Source organism: Thauera sp. 28 (genome assembly GCF_000310145.2).
GTDB lineage: Bacteria > Pseudomonadota > Gammaproteobacteria > Burkholderiales > Rhodocyclaceae > Thauera > Thauera mechernichensis.
Map to the genome: position 1 here is coordinate 45,430 of NZ_AMXA01000021.1, position 18,744 is coordinate 64,173.

Annotated in this window: 15 protein-coding genes; 5 read left to right on the forward strand and 10 right to left on the reverse strand. The window is 67.6% G+C overall.

Going from position 1 to position 18,744, the window contains the following annotated elements; translation table 11 throughout:
• Positions 1–6 precede the first annotated feature (6 nt).
• The 4 genes from pyrR to C662_RS14045 form a co-directional block, all read right to left on the reverse strand.
• A complete protein-coding gene (gene pyrR, locus C662_RS14030; RefSeq protein ID WP_002930396.1) occupies positions 7–513 on the reverse strand; it encodes a bifunctional pyr operon transcriptional regulator/uracil phosphoribosyltransferase PyrR in 507 nt (168 codons plus the stop codon).
• On the reverse strand, positions 500–997 hold the full coding sequence (gene ruvX / locus C662_RS14035; RefSeq protein ID WP_002930398.1) for a Holliday junction resolvase RuvX: 498 nt from the start codon (positions 995–997) through the stop codon (positions 500–502). The genes pyrR and ruvX overlap by 14 nt, the downstream gene beginning before the upstream one ends.
• Positions 990–1,556 (reverse strand): YqgE/AlgH family protein, encoded by a 567-nt coding sequence (locus tag C662_RS14040; RefSeq protein ID WP_002930399.1) that lies wholly within the window; start codon positions 1,554–1,556, stop codon positions 990–992. The genes ruvX and C662_RS14040 overlap by 8 nt, the downstream gene beginning before the upstream one ends.
• Before the next feature lie 134 nt (positions 1,557–1,690).
• Entirely contained in the window at positions 1,691–3,355 is a 1,665-nt protein-coding gene (locus C662_RS14045; protein WP_083485766.1) for a methyl-accepting chemotaxis protein, read from the reverse strand.
• A gap of 182 nt (positions 3,356–3,537) precedes the next feature.
• Between C662_RS14045 and C662_RS14050 the strand changes: the two genes are divergently transcribed.
• A complete protein-coding gene (locus tag C662_RS14050; protein ID WP_002930401.1) occupies positions 3,538–4,983 on the forward strand; it encodes a cryptochrome/photolyase family protein in 1,446 nt (481 codons plus the stop codon).
• 71 nt (positions 4,984–5,054) lie between these two features.
• The gene (locus C662_RS14055) at positions 5,055–6,215 is read left to right on the forward strand and encodes a MalY/PatB family protein (RefSeq protein ID WP_002930402.1); all 1,161 of its coding nucleotides are present in this window, start codon (positions 5,055–5,057) and stop codon (positions 6,213–6,215) included.
• 15 nt (positions 6,216–6,230) lie between these two features.
• Here C662_RS14055 and C662_RS14060 read toward each other — a convergent pair whose 3' ends face one another.
• Genes C662_RS14060 through C662_RS14085 form a run of 6 tightly spaced genes read right to left on the reverse strand, consistent with a single transcriptional unit; the run spans position 6,231 to position 15,571 of the window.
• Complete coding sequence (locus tag C662_RS14060) at positions 6,231–11,888, reverse strand: hybrid sensor histidine kinase/response regulator (protein ID WP_002930404.1); 5,658 nt, start codon at positions 11,886–11,888, stop codon at positions 6,231–6,233.
• Between the two features lie 23 nt (positions 11,889–11,911).
• Positions 11,912–14,017, reverse strand: a complete 2,106-nt coding sequence (locus tag C662_RS14065; RefSeq protein ID WP_002930407.1) for a methyl-accepting chemotaxis protein — start codon at positions 14,015–14,017, stop codon at positions 11,912–11,914.
• A 54-nt stretch (positions 14,018–14,071) separates the two neighbouring features.
• Complete coding sequence (locus C662_RS14070) at positions 14,072–14,578, reverse strand: chemotaxis protein CheW (protein ID WP_002930409.1); 507 nt, start codon at positions 14,576–14,578, stop codon at positions 14,072–14,074.
• Between the two features lie 8 nt (positions 14,579–14,586).
• Positions 14,587–14,952 (reverse strand): response regulator, encoded by a 366-nt coding sequence (locus C662_RS14075; RefSeq protein ID WP_002930411.1) that lies wholly within the window; start codon positions 14,950–14,952, stop codon positions 14,587–14,589.
• A 24-nt stretch (positions 14,953–14,976) separates the two neighbouring features.
• Positions 14,977–15,366 (reverse strand): response regulator, encoded by a 390-nt coding sequence (locus C662_RS14080; protein ID WP_002930412.1) that lies wholly within the window; start codon positions 15,364–15,366, stop codon positions 14,977–14,979.
• A gap of 52 nt (positions 15,367–15,418) precedes the next feature.
• Complete coding sequence (locus C662_RS14085) at positions 15,419–15,571, reverse strand: rubredoxin (RefSeq protein ID WP_002930413.1); 153 nt, start codon at positions 15,569–15,571, stop codon at positions 15,419–15,421.
• Between the two features lie 136 nt (positions 15,572–15,707).
• On the opposite strand from C662_RS14085, the gene thiD reads away from it, so the two are divergent.
• The 3 genes from thiD (at position 15,708) to hemL (ending at position 18,594) form a co-directional block, all read left to right on the forward strand.
• On the forward strand, positions 15,708–16,571 hold the full coding sequence (gene thiD, locus C662_RS14090) for a bifunctional hydroxymethylpyrimidine kinase/phosphomethylpyrimidine kinase (RefSeq protein WP_443080862.1): 864 nt from the start codon (positions 15,708–15,710) through the stop codon (positions 16,569–16,571).
• Positions 16,564–17,205 (forward strand): thiamine phosphate synthase, encoded by a 642-nt coding sequence (thiE, locus tag C662_RS14095; RefSeq protein WP_002930415.1) that lies wholly within the window; start codon positions 16,564–16,566, stop codon positions 17,203–17,205. The genes thiD and thiE overlap by 8 nt, the downstream gene beginning before the upstream one ends.
• Positions 17,206–17,310: 105 nt before the next feature.
• Positions 17,311–18,594: a glutamate-1-semialdehyde 2,1-aminomutase gene (hemL, locus tag C662_RS14100; protein WP_002930416.1), complete on the forward strand. Its 1,284-nt coding sequence runs from the start codon at positions 17,311–17,313 to the stop codon at positions 18,592–18,594.
• The last annotated feature ends 150 nt before the right edge of the window (positions 18,595–18,744 follow it).

Genomic DNA, 18,744 nt, shown 5'->3' on the forward strand with positions numbered 1-18,744 from the left:
TCGGTATCAGCGGTTGGCCTGGGTGAGCTGGAGGGAGAATACGCCGTCCTCGTCGCGCCGCAGGTCCAGGTTCTGCTCGCGCGCCAGCGGCGTGGGCAGGGTGTGGGCGCAGTAGCGCGCGGCGACCGGCAGTTCGCGGCTGCCACGGTCGACCAGGACCGCGAGCTCGACCATGGCCGGACGGCCGAAGTCGAAAAGTTCGTTGACGGCCGCGCGCGTGGTGCGGCCGGTGAACAACACGTCATCGACCAGGATGACGTGGGCACCGTCGACATTGAACGGGATGTCCGTCTTCTGCGGCTTGGCGTGCAGTCCCTTGCTCGCGTAGTCGTCACGGTAGAAGGAGACGTCGATGGCGCCCAGGGGCTGGGCGATGCCGAGCTCGCGGTGCAGGCGCTCGGCCAGCCAGAGGCCGCCGGTGTAGATGCCGACGAGGGCGGTTGCGGGGCTGACCTGCGGGCGGATCTGTTCGGCGAGCGTTTGATACAGGGCTTCGGCGTCAAGGTCTTTCATGGCGGCGTGTGTCCAGGAAGGTTTGCAGGATGATCTGGGCCGCGGCGGCGTCGAGCACGGCCTTGCGTTCGCGCCAGTGCCTGAGGCCGGCGTCGGCAAGTTCGACCTCGGCAGCGACCGAGCTCAGGCGTTCGTCCGCGGTGAGGACGGGCAGGCCGAAGCGGCCGTGGAGCTGGTTGGCAAAGCGCTGGCAGCGCGCGGTCAGCGCATGTGCGCTGCCGTCGAGGTGAGCTGGAATGCCAACCACCAGCGCGACCGGCCGCCATTCGGCGATGAGTCGGGCGATGGCCTTGAAGCGGGCGTCGTTCGATTCGTCGTGCAGCGTGGTAAGGGCGCTGGCCTGCCCGGTCTCGAGTTCGCCGGTGGCGACGCCGATGCGGGCGAGACCGAAGTCGAAGCCGAGCAGCGTACCGCGAGCGGGCAGCGCCGCACCCGCGGGTGTGGTTTCGTGACCTGTCGTCGCGGCGCGAGCCGCATCAGGCATGCCCGGCGACCTCGCTGAGGTTGGCGAAATCGACGCCCAGCTTCTGCATGGCCGCGACCAGGCGTTCTTCGGGCGGCAGATCGAACACGATCGCCATGTCGGCAGGCACGGTCAGCCAGGCGTTGTCCATCAGTTCCTGCTCGAGCTGGCCCGCAGCCCAGCCGGCATAGCCAAGCGTGACCAGCACGTCGCGCGGCTCGCCATGGGCGCCGATCGCCTGCAGAACGTCGCGGCTGCTGGTCAGGCCAATCTCGTCGTTGACCTTGAGCGTCGAGTGCCATTCGCCGAGCGGGCGGTGGAGCACGAAGCCGCGGTCGGTCTGGACCGGACCGCCGAAATACACCGGCTGCGCATCGAAGCCGGGCGCATCGAGCGGCAGGTCGATGCGCTCGAACAAGGTGTGCAGCGTCATGTCGATCGGCCGGTTCACGATGATGCCGAGCGCACCCTGCTCGTTGTGTTCGGCGATGTAGGTGAGTGTGCGCGTGAAGTGCGGATCGGCCATGTTGGGCATGGCGATCAGGAAGTGATGCGTGAAGTTGGCCGTGGGTGTATCCATGCGCCGATTTTACGCCGATCACCCCGGTTCATGGCGCGGGGCCTGTGTCAATTTTGGTGTGGAGATCGTTGGCCCGCTCCGGGCCCCGAGTGCAGGCGCTTTGCGCCTGGACTCGGGGCGGCAGGGCGTCCGTGCTACATCCTGAACCGGCGCAGCATGCTGTCGATGTTCTTGGCCATCTCGTGCAGCGTGTGTGCGGCGACGGAGGTCTGCTCGACCACGCTGGCGTTGTGCTCGGCCATCTCGGCGATGCGCTCGACGTTGCGGGCGATGTCATTGGCGGCTGCGCCCTGTTCGCGCAAGGCCGTCGAGATCTCGCCGACCACGCTGTCGACTGCCTGGGCGCTGGCGTCGATGCGGCCGATGGCCTCGCCTGCCTGATTGGCGACGGCGACCCCTTCGGTTGCGGTGGTGGCGCTGTGTTCCATGACGCCGGACACGTCACCGACGCTGTTCTGGATCGCGCCCACCAATTGGCCGATCTCGGTGGTGGAGAGCGCGGTGCGTTCGGCCAGCTTGCGTACTTCGTCCGCCACCACAGCGAACCCGCGGCCTTGCTCGCCGGCCCGTGCAGCCTCGATTGCGGCGTTGAGGGCGAGCAGGTTGGTCTGGTCGGCGACGTCGCGAATCACCCCGACCACACGCGAGATCTCGCTGGTGCGATCGCGCAGCTCGCTCACCCGGAGCGTAGCGGAATGCGTGCTCTCGGCGATCGATCGCATGCCGGTCACCGCCTGGTTGATCACGGCGCTGCCCTGCTTGCTCTGGTCGCCCGCCTCCTGCGCCAGGCGCGCAGCTTCGCGCGCCGAGTCGGCGACGTGGTTGATGCTGACCGTCACCTCCTCGACCGAGGCCGCCATCGATGCCGCGGCTTCGCTCTGATGCCCCGAGGCTTTGGCCACACTGTCCGCCGAGGTGGTCAGCTGCAAGGCCGAGCTCGAGAGCTGCTCCGCCGAGTGCTGCAGGGCGCCGATGATCTGGCGCAGGTTGCGTTGCATGGCTTCAAGGGCAGCGCCGAGTCGGCTGAGTTCGTCATTGCCGCCGCTGAGTGCGATTGGGCGGTCAAGGCGCCCTTCGGCGATCGTCTCCGCCGTCGCGAGTGCTTCGCCAAGCGGACGCGTGATCGAGCGCAGGATCGCGAAGCCCACCATGAGCCCCAGCAGTACGGCGGCGATGACCAGGCCTGAGAGCAGCCACTGCTGGCCGCGATAGGCGCGCTCGGCATCCGCCGTCAGCGCCTCGCCCTTCTTGAGTTGAACCGCGGCGAGTTGATCGAGCAAGGTGAAGCGCGACATCATCATTGCCTGCCCTTCGACGATGAAGCGACGCTGGACCGCCATCGAGAAGTCGTCCTGGCTCAGGGCCGAAGTCGTATCGCGAACCAGGGGCAGAATCTCCTTGAGCGCTTCGTCGAACTGCGCCACCAGGGCGCGCTCTTCGGCATCGATGGATCGTCCCGCCTGATAGCCCTGCCAGCTCTGGGTCAAGGTGGCCACATGCTTGGTGACCCGTTCCAGGTGCAGCGACGTCGGGTGATTGTGCAGTGCCACCAGTGCGTGCCCGGGCTGATGCTGAAGCGCACGCAGCAGCTCGAGGTTGATCCCCTGAACTGCCCCCCGGACCTCGCCCAGGTGCTGCATCGGCGTCAGCTGTTCGGTATGCATGCGCTGCAGGCTGGATACGGTCGATGCCATGCCATAGAGGCCGAGTGTGCCAATGCCGAGCATGAATGCCAGCATAAGCACCTGCAGGATACCCAGGCGTAACCCTACTCTCAGTGAGGAAAAGAGGCCGTTCATTCAGAACTCCGATTCTTCGGGATGTTGTTGTTGGACACTGCCAGGGGATGCTGACCAGAATATCGGCAGGGCGTGGTCATGTCTTGAGCCGCCGCGGTCCGATCACTTGGTCCGTGTCTGGTGAGCCGAGGGAATGTGTGCAGGATGCGCCATAATGTGCTCAAACTTGTCCTGGACAAAACATGCCATCCGCCCTTGTCTGGTTTCGCCGTGACCTGCGCAGCTTCGACCATGCCGCCTTGTATCATGCCTTGCGCTTTGCCGATCGTGTGCATTGCGTTTTCGTGTTCGATAGCGCGATTCTCGATGCGCTGCCCTCGAAAGCCGACCGCAGGGTCGAGTTCATACAGCGCAGCCTGATCGAACTCGATGCCGGGCTCGATGCCCTGTCCCGCGCAGCGGGAGGTGGGGGGGCAGGGCTGATCGTCCGCCATGGCCGTGCCGATGAACTGATCCCGGCGCTCGCGCTCGAGTTGGGTGTGGACAAGGTATTCGCCAACCGCGATTACGAACCGGCGGCGATCCAGCGCGACAGCCGTGTGGCTCAGCGCCTGGCTGAAGCCGGTATCGGCTTCGAGGACTTCAAGGACCAGGTCGTGTTCGAGCGCGACGAGGTGCTGACCCAGGCTGGCCGTCCGTTCAGCGTATTCACGCCTTACAAGAATGCCTGGCTGAGGATGGTGGACGAAGCCTGCCTCGCGTCATGGCCCGTCGAGCCCCTTGCAGGCCGCCTGGCGCCACGGCAGGCTGGCGACGGCGTACCGGCGCTCGGCGCGATCGGTTTCGAGGCGACCAACCTGACCGCGATGAGGATGCCGGTGGGCATGAGTGGCGGCAGGCAGCTGTTAGACGACTTTCTCGCCCGCATCGAGCGTTACAAGCGCGCCCGCGACTTCCCCGCGGTGAAAGGGGTGAGCTATCTGTCGACCCACCTGCGCTTTGGCACGGTGTCGGTGCGCCAGCTTTGCGCGGCGGCGCGCAGCCGCGGTGGCGAGGGGGCGGAATGCTGGCTCGGCGAGCTGATCTGGCGCGACTTCTACCACATGATCCTTTGGCACAACCCGCATGTGCTCGAGCGCACCTTCCGGCCGGAGTACGCGGCGATCGTCTGGGACGACGACGCTGAGCTGTTCGAGGCCTGGTGCGAGGCGCGCACAGGCTATCCGATCGTGGATGCGGCCATGCGCCAGCTCAACCAGACCGGCTACATGCACAACCGGCTGCGCATGATCGTGGCGTCTTTCCTGACCAAGGACCTGGGTATCGACTGGCGGCGCGGCGAGCGCTACTTCGCCGACCACCTCAACGACTACGATCTTGCGGCCAACAATGGAGGCTGGCAGTGGGCGGCCTCTACCGGCTGCGATGCCCAACCCTGGTTCCGCATCTTCAACCCGGTAACTCAGTCGCAGAAGTTCGACCCGGAGGGGCGTTTCATTCGCCGCTACCTGCCCGAGCTTGCACGCGTGCCGGACAAATTCATCCATGCGCCGTGGACAATGGGCGGCATCGATCAGAGCGCATGCCGGACCCGGATCGGCGCGGACTATCCGGCGCCGATCGTGGATCACGCGGCCGCACGCGAGCGCACGCTGCTGCGCTTCGGGGTGCTCAAGGATGGTGGATGAGTCGGCACGGCAGCGTGCAGGCTCGGGCCGCAATGCGGGACAATGCGTGTCCTGTCCCCGGATCCTGCACCATGACCGCCGAGCCTTTCGATTTCGACCGTATCATCGACCGCCGCAGCCTGCCGAGCGAGAAGTGGGGGCGCTATGCCGGGCGCGACGTGCTGCCGCTGTGGGTCGCTGACATGGATTTCGCGGCGCCGCCTGCGGTGCTCGAGGCGCTGCAGCAGCGCGTTGGCCATGGCGTGTTCGGCTACACGGAGGCCTGGCCCTCGCTCGTCGACGCGGTGATCGACGGTTTGCGGCGCGACCACGATTGGTCGATCGAAGCCGACTGGCTGGTGTGGCTGCCGGGCGTGGTCACGGGCTTCAACCTCGCCTGCGCCATCGCGGGCGAGGCGGGCGATGGCGTGCTGACTGCCGCGCCCGTGTATCCGCCTTTCCTGAGTGCGCCGGCGAACGTCGGCCGGGTGCTGCAGCGCTGCGATCTGGCGCTGCAAGACGGGCGCTGGCAGTGGGACTGGGACGCGCTTGCCGCAGCCAGTTCGTCGCGAAGCCGCCTGCTGCTGCTGTGCAGCCCGCACAACCCGGTCGGCCGCGTGTTCGACGAGGCCGAACTGCGTCGTCTTGCAGCGTTTGCGGCCGAGCGTGACCTGCTGATCTGCTCGGACGAGATCCACTGCGGCCTGGTGCTTGACGAGGCGCGTCCGCATCGCCCGATCGCCGCGCTCGACGAGGCGACGGCGCGGCGCACGATCACCCTGATGGCACCCTCCAAGACCTGGAACATTCCCGCGCTTTACTGCGCCTTCGCGGTGATCCCCGATGACGCGGTGCGTCGACGCTACCGGCAGGCCATGCGCGGCATCGTGCCTCATGCGAACGTACTCGGCATGGTGGCGGCCGAGGCGGCGTATCGCGATGGCGACGACTGGCGGCAGGCGCTGCTTGCCTATCTGCGCGGCAATCGTGCGCGCGTGGTGGAGGCGGTGGGCAAGATGCCCGGGCTTGAGATGGTCGTACCCGAAGCGACCTACCTGGCCTGGATCGACTGCCGGCAGATGATGGCCGAGCGCGCGCAGACCGACCCGACGGCCTTCTTCGAGGCCGCCGGCGTCGGCTTGTCGGATGGTGCAGCCTTTGGCGCTCCCGGCTTCGTCCGTCTCAACTTCGGTTGTCCGCGTGCGACGCTCGACGAAGCCCTCGCGCGCATGGCGCGTGCGCTCGGTGCCTGAGCCGCAGCGCCTGTCTCAGCCGGCCACTCGTCCGCAGTAGCCCGCAACCAGGGCAAGGAGTTCCTCTTCCTGATAGGGCTTGCCCAGGTAGTGGTTGGCACCGATCTCCTGAGCGTAGCGGCGATGCTTCTCGGCCAGGCGCGAGGTGATCATGATCACCGGCAGGTGCTGCAGGCGTTCGTCGGCACGGATGTTGCGCAGCAGGTCGAAACCGTCCATGCGCGGCATCTCGATGTCCGACAGGACGACGTCCGGGCGGGTGTCGATCAGCTGTTCAAGCGCATCGACGCCGTCCTTTGCGGTCAGTACGCGGTAGCCCTCGCGTTCAAGCAGCCGGCCGGTGATCTTGCGCACCGTCAGCGAATCGTCCACCACCATCACCGTCGGCAGGTGAAGCGGCGGCGGCGGGGGTTCGATAGTACCCGGCGCGTCGCCATCCTCATCCGTCAGGCCGCGGCTGGCCAGGGCAACCGGGTTCAGGATGAGCACGACCTCGCCATTGCCGAGCACCGAGGCGCCCGACATGCCGATGATCCGGGTCAGCTGAGGGCCGGCGTTCTTGACGATGATTTCCTGGTTGCCACGCAGGCCGTCGACATGTAGCGCGAGCGTCTGCGCCCCTGCGCGCAGCAGCAGCACCCAGGTATAGCGTTGCGCTTCGGGGCGGGCATCGTGGTCGCCGAGCAGCCGCGGCAGATAGCGGTAGGCGAAGTGCTCGCCCTGCCAGTTCAGGCCGCGTTCGTCCTGCACCTTGCGCAATGCGTCGGGCTTGAGTTCCATGGCCTGGACGACCATGTTCGATGGAATGGCCCAGGTCCGCGCACTTGCCCGTACCAGCAGCGCCTGGGTGACGGCGAGGGTGAGGGGAAGGTGGATGTGGAAGCGCGTGCCTTCGCCGCGGCGACTGCTGACGTCCACCCGGCCCCCGGCTGCTGCGGTCTGCGCCTTGACCACGTCCATGCCGACGCCGCGCCCGGAGACTGCCGACAGCTCGCTTGCCGTGCTGAATCCGGAGACGAAGATCAGGTTGGTGAGCCGCTTGTCGTCGGGGTGTTCGCCGGGACCGATCAATCCACGTTCGCGCGCACGTTGGGCGATGCGCTCGAAGTCGAGGCCGGCGCCGTCGTCGGCGATCTCGATCGCGACCTCGTTGCCCTCCTGAGTCACCTTGAGGTCGATGCGACCGGTCTCCGCCTTGCCGGCGGCGCGGCGTGCGGCCGGGGTTTCGATGCCGTGGGCGACGGCATTGCGCAGCAGATGCTCGAGCGGGGCTGCGACCTGTTCGAGCACGCTGCGGTCGAGCTCGATGCGTCCGCCGCGCAGGTCGAGCGTGGCACGTTTGCCGAGCTCGCGCGCACTTTGCCGAACGACCTGGTAGAGCCGACTTGCCAGGCTGTCGAAGGGCAGCATGCGCACCTGCATGAGACCTTGCTGCAGATCGCGTGACAGGCGCGCCTGGCCGTTGAGCGCGATGTCGGCGCCATCCAGGTTGTGGAGCAGGTTCTGCTGGACCGTGGTGACGTCGTTGACGCTCTCGGCCATCATCCGCGTCAGTTCCTGCAGACGGGTGTAGCGGTCGAGCTCGAGCGGGTCGAACTCGCCGTGTTGCGATTCCGCCTGGGCGATGCGTGACTGCATCTGCACCTCGGCCTGGATCTCGACCTCGCGCAACTGGTTGCGCAGGCGGATGACGTTTTCGGTCAGGTCCAGCAGCGAGCGGCGCAGGGTGCGCAGTTCGCCGTCGATTCGGCTGCGCGCGACGCCGATTTCGCCCGCCTGGTTGACGAAGCGGTCGATCAGCTCGGCACGCACGCGCAGTGTTGGGGTGGCGATGGTTTCGCCCTCTCCGCCCTCTGCCACTGCGCTGATGGGCCGTGCGTCTGCGTCCGTAGCGACGCCGGCCGCCGCCTCGGGCACGGGCGCGGACTCGGTTGCCGCAGCCGCAGGCGCTCCCGGAAGGGCGAGGTTGTCGATGAGCTGCTCGCACGTATCGAGGCCGAGGGCGAGCTCGTCGGCGAGGCTGGCAGCCGCCTCGCGCGCCGCGACCCCATCCTCGAGACGCGACTCCAGTGCGTGCAGGCGGGCGCCGAGCTTCATCGCACCGGTCATGCGTGCGCTGCCCTTCAGCGAGTGCAGCACGCGTGCGACCGCACGTGGATGTTCCTCGGACGCGGGCTCGTTGCGCCAACTGCGTAGCGTCGCATGCAGTTCGGTCAGCAGTTCGGCGGCTTCTTCCAGGAAGATCGGCAGGAGCTGCGTGTCGACGTCGTCGTGCTGCGCGGCCTCGTCTTCGGGCGCTGCCGTGCGCCCGGCGGCCGGGCTGGCCGGCGCAGCGCCGCCTGCGGCCGCGCTCGGCTGCACATCGTGGCCAACGTCCTCGTGTTCCACTTGTGCGATCGGTTCGACGCCTGCGCCCGCCTGATTGTCTGTTGGCGAAGCGATGACGTCTTCGTGCTCGGCAGGCGGCGCAGGCGGCTGTGCCGGGAAGCCCGCATCGAGTGCGCGGATAAGCGCTTGCTGCGGCTCGGGCGCCTGCAGTGCGCAGACGTCGTCGAGCATCTGCCGCAGTGCGGCGAGGCTGGCGTCGAGTACTTCGAGCTCGCTTGCATCGGGGCTGCGCCCACCATCGCGCAGGCGCCCGAGCGCGTGCTCGAGTGCGCGCCCCAGCTGGTGGGGCGCCGTCAGCCTCGCAGTGCCCGAGATGCCTGCGTACGTATGGGCGGCGCGTTGTGCGGCCAGCGTCGGGCCGCCGCTACCCTCGAGACGCAGGCGCTCGAACTCGATCTCGAGCGCGTCCAGGTGCTGTGCAGCCTCCATGCAGTAGAGCTCGTGCAAGGCTCGCGAGATCGACTGTCCGTCGAGTTCGATCGACTCGGCAGCGGCGGACGTCTCAGCGCTGGGCTGTGCTGCCGAGGGGGCTTCGGCCGCGGCGGCTGCCGGCGTGCCGAGATCCTCGACGGCCTCTTCCGCGTCGAGCTGATCGGCTTCGGCGGTGGAGGGCATGATGCCGATGTCACCGATATCGCCATCGAGCAGATAGTCGGCAGCCTCGATGGTGACCCCGGTTTCCGCCGCCGGCGCCGGTTCCACCGCTACGGTTTCGTCGCCCAAGGCCGGTAGCGGCAGGATCTCACCCTCGTCGCCGAGTTCGAGGGTGGGGAAGTCGAGCGCGGTGACGCCTGCATCGGCTTCGATGCGGGTGTCCGTCGCTGCCTCGGGCGACCATTCCGGCGCCGACTCCGGGGCAAGGGGGGGAGCGAGAGGGGGCTCTTCCGCAGCGCGCAGGCGCTCGGCTTCTGCGGTCAGCGCTTGCGCATCGGGAATGCTGCCGCTGCCCGCCTGCAGGCTGGATACCCAGCTGTCGAACAGTTGCTGTCCGTCATCGACGAAATGCAGCAAGGCAGGTGTGACCGGCCAGTCCAGCTGCAACCAGCGGTTGAGCGTTTGCTCTACCGCCCACGCTACCTCGCCGAGCGCGCTCAGGCCGACCATGCGGCCGCTGCCCTTCAAGGTGTGGAAGCCACGACGAATGGTGATGAGATGCTCGCCCGCGGACGGCTCCGTGCGCAGCAGTTCAAGGTGCTCGCGCACCGTGGCGAGGACCTCGACGGCCTCCTCGATGAAGATCGCGAGCAGTTCCGCATCGATCTGGCTGGCGCTGCTCGCCACCGGCACAGCGGGCGTGGCGGTCGGGATCTCGAGCGGGGCCAGTAACGGTGGAGCGATGTCGAATTCGAGTGCCGCGGCGTCTTCGAGGTCTTCGATGAGCGTGATCTCGTCATCATCGCGCTCCTGCGGCAGCAGGGCCTCGGGCTCGCTGCGTTCATCCGTGGCCTGTGTCGGGGCCGTCGGCGCCGGGGGCGCCGTTGGGCCAGGCGTGGCGATTGCCGTGTCCACTGCGGATGCGCAGGCTTCGGAGGCCGGGGCGGGTTCCGCCTCCGCTTCGGTGCACACGCCGGCGGGGGCGAACTCGGCGGCCGCGTAGCCTGCGGCCTGGACCGACGCCGGCTGCTCCTGGGTCGCATGCGGGTTGAGCAAGTCGTCGAGGCGGACGTTGCCGCGAGGTAGCGCCTCGATGTAGAAGCCCAGGGCCGAGAGCGTGTGGGCAAGGGCTTCGAATTCGCCCGGGCTGTCGCTGCTCTCGGCGTGGGCGAGACCGGCGATACGGGTCGAGGCGTCGCGCACCAGGCGCAGTGCGTCGGTTTCGCCGAGCATGCTCAGCGCGCCGATGATCTGCTGCAGCGGTTTGTGCAGGTGCTGCAGCGGCTCGCGCTTGGCCTGGTTGCGGAAGAAATCGTCCAGCGCCTGTTCGACCAGGGCGAGGCTGGCGAGCATTTCCTTGGCGACCTGGGCGAGTGCCGCCTTCTCCTGCGACTGGGCTGCGCTGCCGAGGTCGAGGGCGCCTCCATCCTCGGGCAGCGTCTCGCCGCGCTGCAGGCTCGCGAGGCGGGCGAGAGCGATATTCACCCGCCGGGCAAGGTCGGCATCGGGGGGGCGGCGCTCGAAAGCCGTTTCGAGCATCAACAGATCGGTTGCGAGTTCGAGCGCACCTGCGTCGGTGAACTGGAGCGGGTCGCGGCGCAGCCAGCGCGCAAAGCCAAGCATGGCATCGAGCAGCCGCAGGGCGACCGGACGTTCGAGCGGGCGTGCAGCGAGACTGAGCGCCTCGAGCGCGTCGTCGAACTGGGCCAGCGCAACGGCGGTGCCTGAGCAGAATGCGTCCCAGTGCTCGCGGGCCTGGGCAAGCTGTCGGTTGAGGCGCTCGAGCAGGGGGGCGATCGGTGTCTCGCTGACTGCTGCTCCGGGCTCCGGGATCAGTCCATCGAGCTGCCAGCACGCTTTCACCTCGGCTTGCTGCGGGGTATGCGTGGGGCTTGTGGCAATGCGGTACAACAGCTCGCGCACAAGCCGGTCGGGTGCCGAAGGTGTCCCGGCAAGCAGGCGCCGGAACTGCGCATCGACCTGTGCGCACAGGCGCTTGAGCGCCGGGTCGGGCATGCTGTCGTCGTGGATCAGGGTGTCGAAGAAGCCCAGGCTCACCCACCACAGGGTGTGTGTGGGGGTCGCGCGCTGCAGCGCTTCGACTTCGGCCATGGCTTCGCGCATGGCGCGCGCGCCGTCGCTCGCCGGCCCCTTGCGCAGCCATTCGAGCAGGCCGCGCTCGAAGCGGCTGCGCGCTGCGCGCAGGCTGGTGGCAAGGTCTTCCGTGGGCGTCCGTGCCGGCGTGCGCAGTGATGGGCGGCGCGACAGGTCGGGATGGAACAGGTCGACCGGTCCTGCATCGCTGAGGCCGCGGGCAGCACCGAGGGCAAGGTAATGCGGCGCCAGGCGCAGTGCCTGGTCGGGCGCGCCGTGGGCGATTTCCTCGAGGTAGTTGCCGATCACGGCCAGTGCGCGCCGGGCGAGCGCCCGATGCGCCGGGTCGGCCGGCTGTTCGCCGCGGATCATGTCGCCCAGCAGTTGCTCGAGGGTGTCCGCGAACTGGGTGAGACCGTCGAGGCCCACGATCGACAGCGCGCCGCGGACCTGATGGAGGTGAGTCTGCGCGAACTGCAGTGCGGATGTGCCTGATCCGGCGTCCTGAAGGCCTTCGTCGGCCCGGGCAAGCGCGGCGTCGATCTCGCCCTTGACCCAGGTCAGCGGTCCGAGGTCCGGCGCGGTGGCGTTTGTCATGGTGGGGTTCCGCGTACCGGAGGTCAGACCTTGAAGCCCGAAACCGAGCCCTTGAGTTCGACTGCGAGCTCGGCGAGCTGGCCGATCGACACCGCCGTCTGCTTGGTGCCAAGCGTGGTCTGTTCGGTGATGCCGAGGATGTCCTTCATGCTTGCCGCGACGCGTCCGGCCGAGGTGGCCTGTTGTTCGGTGTCGATCGAGATCTGTTCGATCAGGCGTGCGGTTTCCTGCGTGAACTGGCCGATCTCGGCAAGCGCCTGGCCGGCGGCGTCGGACAGCTGGGCGCCTTTGACCACATTGCGGGTGGCGTTCTCCATCGCGCTGACGGCATCCTGGGTGTCGGTCTGGATGGTCTTCACGATCGCGGCGATCTGCTTGGTCGCCTCGGCCGAGCGTTCGGCGAGCCGCTGCACTTCCTCGGCAACGACGGTGAAGCCGCGCCCCGCTTCGCCTGCCGAGGCGGCCTGGATGGCGGCATTGAGCGCCAGCACGTTGGTCTGTTCGGTGATGTCCGAGATCAGCTCGACGATTTCGCCGATCTCCTGCGAGGACTCGCCGAGGCGCTTGATCCGCTTCGCGGTCTCCTGGATCTGGCCGCGGATGTCGTTCATGCCACGGATGGTGTTTTCCACCGCGTCTGCGCCCTTGCGGGCCGCTTGCAGCGAGCTGCGTGCGACCTGTGCGGACTGCAGTGCGCGTGCCGACGCTTCGGACATCGACTGCGCCATGTGTTCGACGCTGTTGCCGGCCTCCTCGATCTCCTGGGACTGGCGATCGGTTGCGGCCAGCAACTCGGTCGAGGTGCGCTGGGCGGTTTCGGTGGCGGAGGTGACGCGGGAGGCGGCATCGTTGATGCGGCCGACGAGGACGGAGAGCTCCTCGATGGCGTAGTTGACCGAGTCGGCGATGGCGCCGGTGATGTCCTCGGTGACCGTCGCGCGCACGGTGAGGTCGCCGTCGGCGAGGTCGCCCATTTCGTTCATCAGCCGCAGGATGGCCTGCTGGGTGTGGTTGCGCTCGTTCTCTGCATCCTGGCGCTGGCGCTCGGCTTCCTGGCGACGTTGCGCGACATCCGCGCGGTAGGTGCGGGCCATCAACAGCAGCACGACAAGGGCGAGCAGCGTGCAGAGCGCCGCACCCGCATTGAGCGGGCCAATGGCGCTCGAGGTGCCGATGAGCGTGGTGCCGAGCGCAGCGGCCGAAGCACCCAGGGTGCGCGCGTCCGACTGGATGCGCTGTGCCGCGGTGCGACTGGCGGCGAGGGGCTCGAAGGGCTCGGCGAGAGCGGTGGCCGCTTCGCGCACGCTGCCGATGCCGTTCTCGAGTTCGGAGAACAGGCCTGTGTAGTTGCCGTTGGCGTTCGTGCGGCGGAGGCGCTCGAACTGATTGAGCAGGGCTTCCGCATCTTGCGTCAGGCGGGCACCGAGATCCGGTGGCAGGGTGTCGGCGAGTTGCAGCGTCGTCGCGGCATTGGCAAGCCCCTGGGAGAGTGTGGCCAGGCGGTGGGCGGCCACGATCTCCCCGGTGCTTGCCTCACCCAGCACGAGCAGGCCGGCGACACGTTCTGCAAGCGCCTGCAGCGTCGGCGCTCGCTCGACGATCACCGCTGCGGCAGCCTTCGCCTCGACCAATACCGGGCCTTGTCCGGTGAGCTGGCCGGCGTCGCTTGCGATCTGCTGCCAGGATTGTTCGAGCTGCTGAAGCTGGGGGCGTGCATGTTCAGGCAGGGCCGCCATCGTGCCACCGTCGACTGCGCCGCCCTGGCCAAGGGCGCCGAGCAGGGTGCCGAAGCGGCTGCGCGCATCGCCCAACGCGCTCAGCGCCGCAGCGTCGCCGCGCGCAGCCGGTGGGGCCGCGTTGGCGAGTTGCTGAGAGAGGAGCTGCAGTTCGCCTGCCGCGCGCACCTGCAAGGTCGCGGTGGCCGATTCACGGGCCTGGAACACGAGCAGGCCTGCACTGGCTGCGCCGAGGAGGACAAAGAGGGCACCCAGGCTGCGCAGGCGGGTACCAATGGCGCTCTCGTCCTTGCGCGCTGCCGGGGTACCGGCTTTGCCGGCGCCGGTGTCGATGATGGTGCTGCCGTCGGTGTTGTCGCTGGAGGATTTGCTGCCGAACAGTGTCATGGCCATGTCGGATGCTCGATCGTCATTGTGTGGGTTCGGTTCGCGTGCATGCGTGCGGTATCAGTGCAGGCCCGCGTCGAGAAAGTCGGGATGGGCAAGCAGGCGCGCCACGTCCAGTTGGTGCCAGATCCGACCCTGCAGGTCGCGCAGTCGGCGCGCAACCCAGGGGCGCCCGTCAGCGTTCGGGTCGGTTTCGAAGTCCTCGTGGCTGCGCAGGCCGGACGACGCCGAGACGAGCAGGGCGCAGTGAATGCCCAGGCGGGCGCCGACCAGCAGCAAGCGCGCCCGGCCCGCTGCCACGATGGGGGGCTGGCCGCAGAACTGCGCCAGGTCGACCACGCTGTAGAGCGTGCCGCGTACGTTGGCCAGCCCTCGGTACCAGAGGCGGGTGAGCGGGACTTCGGCCAGTGCAGGTGGGGGAAGGATCTCGCCTGCCTCGGCAAGCTCGATCACCCAGTTCTCGTTGCCGCACTGGAAACCGAGCAGGCCGCGCCGTTCTGCCGTCTTGGACTCGGCGAGCCGGCGGGCGAGGTGCTCCTGAAATTCACGCAGGCTGCCGCGGGCCATGTCCGGTCTCAGCCAAGGGCCCGGATGCGGGCAAGCAGTTCTTCGTGGTCGACGGGCTTCACCAAGTAGGCAAAAGCGCCCTGGCGCATCCCCCAGATCTTGTCGGTTTCCTGGCCCTTGCTTGTGCACATGATGATCGGGATCTCGCGCGTCGTTTCGCTGCGGCTGATCGTGCGCGTGGCCTGGTAGCCGTTCATGCCGGGCATCACGACGTCCATCAGGATCAGATCGGGCAGCTCGGTCTTGCTACGGGTGACGGCCTCTTCGCCGCCCTCGGCGGTGATCACCTGGTAGCCGTTACGGGTGAGAAGCTCCTGTAGCGACAGGCGCTCGGTGGGCGAATCGTCCACCACCATAATCTTGCGGATCGGCATCGTCGGGTCCTGCGGGTTGAATGCTCAGCGCGCGCCGCCGCGCGCCGCGTGGTTTGCGACTGCCTTGAGCAGGCTGTCCTTGGTGAATGGCTTGGTCAGGTACTCGTCGGAGCCGACCATGCGTCCGCGAGCACGGTCGAACAGACCGTCCTTGGAGGACAGCATGATCACCGGCGTCGATGCCAGGCGGGCGTTCTTCTTGATCAGGGCGCAGGTCTGGTAGCCGTCCAGCCTGGGCATCATGATGTCTACGAAGATCACGTCCGGGCGGTGGTCGGTGATCTTCGCCAGGGCGTCGAAGCCGTCCTCGGCGAGCAGTACCTCGCATCCGGCCTGGCCGAGAAAGATCTCGGCACTGCGGCGGATGGTGTTGCTGTCATCGATGATCATGACCTTCAGGCCGGCAATATCCATGCTGCTTTCCTGCCAAAACGTCCAAAGGGGCGGGAGTGCGGCAGTCCGCCGCTCAGATCTCCACCATCTCGAAATCTTCCTTGCGTGCCTGGCATTCCGGACAGGTCCAGTTCGGCGGGACGTCCTCCCAGCGCGTTCCCGGCGCAATGCCCTCCTCGGGGAGGCCGGCGGCCTCGTCGTAGATGAAGCCGCAGATGAGGCACATGTAGGTCTTGTAATCGCGATCGGCCATGATTACTCCTGACTCGAGGCGCTGTGCCCCGAGCCCAGCGGTTAGAATTCGCCGCATATTACCGCATTCACCGTCGCGCCCGAGTGGCGCAGTTCTTCAGTCAGCGTTCATGCCCATAGCCATTCCTGAGACCCCGCCCTGTGTGATGTGCCTGTCTGCGGCCGATGCGACCGCCGGCGGAGGCCTTGCTGCCGAAGTTCTGACCCTGGCCAGCATGGGGTGCCATCCGCTGCCAGTGCAGACCGCTGCGCTGGTGCGGGATACACGCGGCATCCACGAGGTGTGGCCGGTCGAGCCCGAACTGATCGTCATGCAGGCGCGCACCGTGCTGGAGGACGTACCGGTCGCTGCGTTCAAGCTCGGTTTCTGCGGTAGCGTCGAGAATGTCGCCTTGATCGCCGAGATCCTGTCCGACTATCCCGAGGTGCCGCTGGTGGTGGAGCCCGCCCTGCAGGCGGCAGTCGCCATGGGCGATGACGGTGACGAGATCGTTGCCGCCCTGTCGGACCTGATCCTGCCGCAGACCACCTTGCTGGTGGCGGGCTACCATGAGTTGTGCCTGCTTGCGGGCATGACCGAGGCCGACGAGGACGATGCGGACGAAGATACAGTGGTGCCCGACCCCGCCAGTGACGAAGTGCTCGCCCGCCTGTTTGGCTGCGGCACCGAGTTCGTCTTGCTCACTGGCGCCCGGGGGCATGGGCCGCAAGTGGTCAATACCTTGTTCGGTCAGGACGGCGTTGTGCGCACGGATGCATGGTCATACCTGCAGGGCAGCTTCCTGGGGGCGGGAACAACCCTCGCGGCTGCGGCAGCGGCGGCGCTTGCCCATGGCATGGCGCTTCCCGAGGCGGTGCGCGAGGCGCAGGAGTTCACCCACCACACACTGCGCCATGCCTACCGCGCTGGCATGGGCCAGCCACTGCCAGACCGCTTCTTCTGGGCGCGCGGCAAGGATGGTGGCGATGACTGAGCTGTCGACCGAATCTGCTGCCACGACGCTACGTGGCCTGTATGCCGTTACCCCCGACACGCCGGACACGGCGCGCCTGCTCGAACTCACCGAGCAAGTGCTCGCGGGCGCCCCGGTGCTGCTGCAGTACCGCAGCAAGGTCGCTGATGCACGACTGCGCCGTATTCAGGCACGTGCGCTGCAGGCGCTCTGCCGTCGCGCCGGCGTGCCCTTCATCATCAATGACGACCTTGCGCTGGCGCTCGAACTCGACGCCGACGGCGCCCACCTCGGCCGTGACGACGGTCTGCCGGCTGCGGCGCGCGAAGCCCTTGGCCGTGATCGCATCCTCGGTCTGACTTGCTATGCCGATTGGGCGCGCGCCGCTGAGGGTGCCGAGGTGGGGGCCAGCTACATTGCCTTCGGTGCGATGTTTCCCTCGCAGACCAAGCCGAATGCACCGCCGGCGCCGTTCGCACTGATAAGCCGCGCGCGGCGCGAGCTGGGCCTGCCGGTTGCGGCGATCGGCGGCATCACGCTCGAGAATGCGGCGCAGGTGGTGGACGCAGGCGCGCACCTGCTGGCGGTGGTGAACGACGTTTTCGGCGCTGCTGACCCTGCGGCGCGCGCGCGCGCATACCGCCTCCTGTTCTAGCGCGTTGGTCTGCGGGCGTGACGGTTCTTGATGTGGACGGTGGACCGGCGCCGCATGCGGGCGCCACAATGTCGCCTTTCGCAAGCAGTCCAGGACGAATGCACCATGACCAGTCGTAACGAAACCCTCTTCCAGCGCGCCCAGCAGACCATTCCGGGTGGTGTCAATTCGCCGGTGCGTGCCTTCCGCTCGGTCGGCGGCACGCCGCGCTTCCTGGCGCGCGCCGAGGGCGCCCGGGTTTGGGACGCCGATGGCAAGGCCTATATCGACTACGTCGGCTCCTGGGGGCCGGCCATCGCCGGCCACGCCCATCCCGCCATTGTCGAGGCGGTGCGCGAGGCCGCGCTCAAGGGCTTGTCCTTCGGCGCGCCGACCGAGAGTGAGGTCGAGATGGCAGAGCTGATCTGCGAACTTCTGCCCGCGGTCGAGATGGTGCGCCTGGTCAGTTCCGGCACCGAAGCGACGATGAGCGCGATCCGCCTGGCGCGGGGCTTTACCGGTCGCGATGCCATCGTCAAGTTCGAGGGCTGCTACCACGGTCATGCCGACAGCCTGCTGGTGAAGGCTGGCTCCGGCCTGCTCACCTTCGGCAACCCGTCGTCCGGTGGCGTACCGGCCGATTTCGCCAAGCACACCATCGTGCTCGACTACAACGACCTGCAGCAGGTCGAGGACGTGTTCAAGGCGCGCGGCGGTGAGATCGCCGCCATCATCGTCGAGCCGGTGGCCGGCAACATGAACCTGATCAAGCCGCAGCCGGGCTTCCTCGAAGGCCTGCGCCGGATCTGCACCGAGTACGGCGCGGTACTGATCTTCGACGAGGTCATGACGGGCTTTCGTGTCGGCCCGCAGGGCGTGGCCGGGCTCTACGGCATCACGCCCGACCTGACGACGCTTGGCAAGGTGATCGGCGGCGGCATGCCGGTTGGGGCTTTCGGCGGCCGCCGCGACATCATGGAAAAGATCGCCCCGCTGGGCAGCGTTTATCAGGCCGGTACGCTGTCGGGCAGCCCGGTGGCAGTGGCGGCAGGCATGGTGTCACTGAAGCTGACGCGCGAGCCCGGCTTCTACGAGGGCTTGGCTGCGAGCACTCAACGCCTGGTCTGTGGTCTCGCCGCTGCAGCCAAGGATGCCGGTGTCACCTTCAGTGCGGATTCGGTCGGCGGCATGTTCGGCGTCTATTTCGCCGATAAGGTCCCGGCGTCGTTCTCCGATGTGATGGCTTCGGACAAGGAGCGCTTCAACCGCTTCTTCCATGCCATGCTGGAGGCAGGCCACTATTTCGCGCCCTCGGCCTTCGAGGCGGGCTTCGTATCGGCAGCGCATGGCGCTGCCGAGATCGACGCCACGGTGGCGGCCGCGCGCGAGGTGTTCGCCGGCCTGGCTTGAGGCCGCCGCGGTAACCAGGCCGCGACCCTGTCCAGCCCCTCGCTGCGCGCGACGAAGCTCCGGTAGGAGCGGCGCCAGCCGCGAGGGGTTGAAGGCAACGTGGCGGATCGGAAACGCCCCAAAAGGCTCGCGGCTCGCGCCGCTCCTACA

Excerpts from the sequence above, each read along its gene's own strand:
- pyrR (WP_002930396.1), bottom strand. The coding sequence starts at position 513 with ATGAAAGACCTTGACGCCGAAGCCCTGTATCAAACGCTCGCCGAACAG.
- ruvX (WP_002930398.1), bottom strand. The coding sequence starts at position 997 with ATGCCTGATGCGGCTCGCGCCGCGACGACAGGTCACGAAACCACACCC.
- C662_RS14040 (WP_002930399.1), bottom strand. The coding sequence starts at position 1,556 with ATGGATACACCCACGGCCAACTTCACGCATCACTTCCTGATCGCCATG.
- C662_RS14045 (WP_083485766.1), bottom strand. The coding sequence starts at position 3,355 with ATGAACGGCCTCTTTTCCTCACTGAGAGTAGGGTTACGCCTGGGTATC.
- C662_RS14050 (WP_002930401.1), top strand. The coding sequence starts at position 3,538 with ATGCCATCCGCCCTTGTCTGGTTTCGCCGTGACCTGCGCAGCTTCGAC.
- C662_RS14055 (WP_002930402.1), top strand. The coding sequence starts at position 5,055 with ATGACCGCCGAGCCTTTCGATTTCGACCGTATCATCGACCGCCGCAGC.
- C662_RS14060 (WP_002930404.1), bottom strand. The coding sequence starts at position 11,888 with ATGACAAACGCCACCGCGCCGGACCTCGGACCGCTGACCTGGGTCAAG.
- C662_RS14065 (WP_002930407.1), bottom strand. The coding sequence starts at position 14,017 with ATGGCCATGACACTGTTCGGCAGCAAATCCTCCAGCGACAACACCGAC.
- C662_RS14070 (WP_002930409.1), bottom strand. The coding sequence starts at position 14,578 with ATGGCCCGCGGCAGCCTGCGTGAATTTCAGGAGCACCTCGCCCGCCGG.
- C662_RS14075 (WP_002930411.1), bottom strand. The coding sequence starts at position 14,952 with ATGCCGATCCGCAAGATTATGGTGGTGGACGATTCGCCCACCGAGCGC.
- C662_RS14080 (WP_002930412.1), bottom strand. The coding sequence starts at position 15,366 with ATGGATATTGCCGGCCTGAAGGTCATGATCATCGATGACAGCAACACC.
- C662_RS14085 (WP_002930413.1), bottom strand. The coding sequence starts at position 15,571 with ATGTGCCTCATCTGCGGCTTCATCTACGACGAGGCCGCCGGCCTCCCC.
- thiD (WP_443080862.1), top strand. The coding sequence starts at position 15,708 with ATGCCCATAGCCATTCCTGAGACCCCGCCCTGTGTGATGTGCCTGTCT.
- thiE (WP_002930415.1), top strand. The coding sequence starts at position 16,564 with ATGACTGAGCTGTCGACCGAATCTGCTGCCACGACGCTACGTGGCCTG.
- hemL (WP_002930416.1), top strand. The coding sequence starts at position 17,311 with ATGACCAGTCGTAACGAAACCCTCTTCCAGCGCGCCCAGCAGACCATT.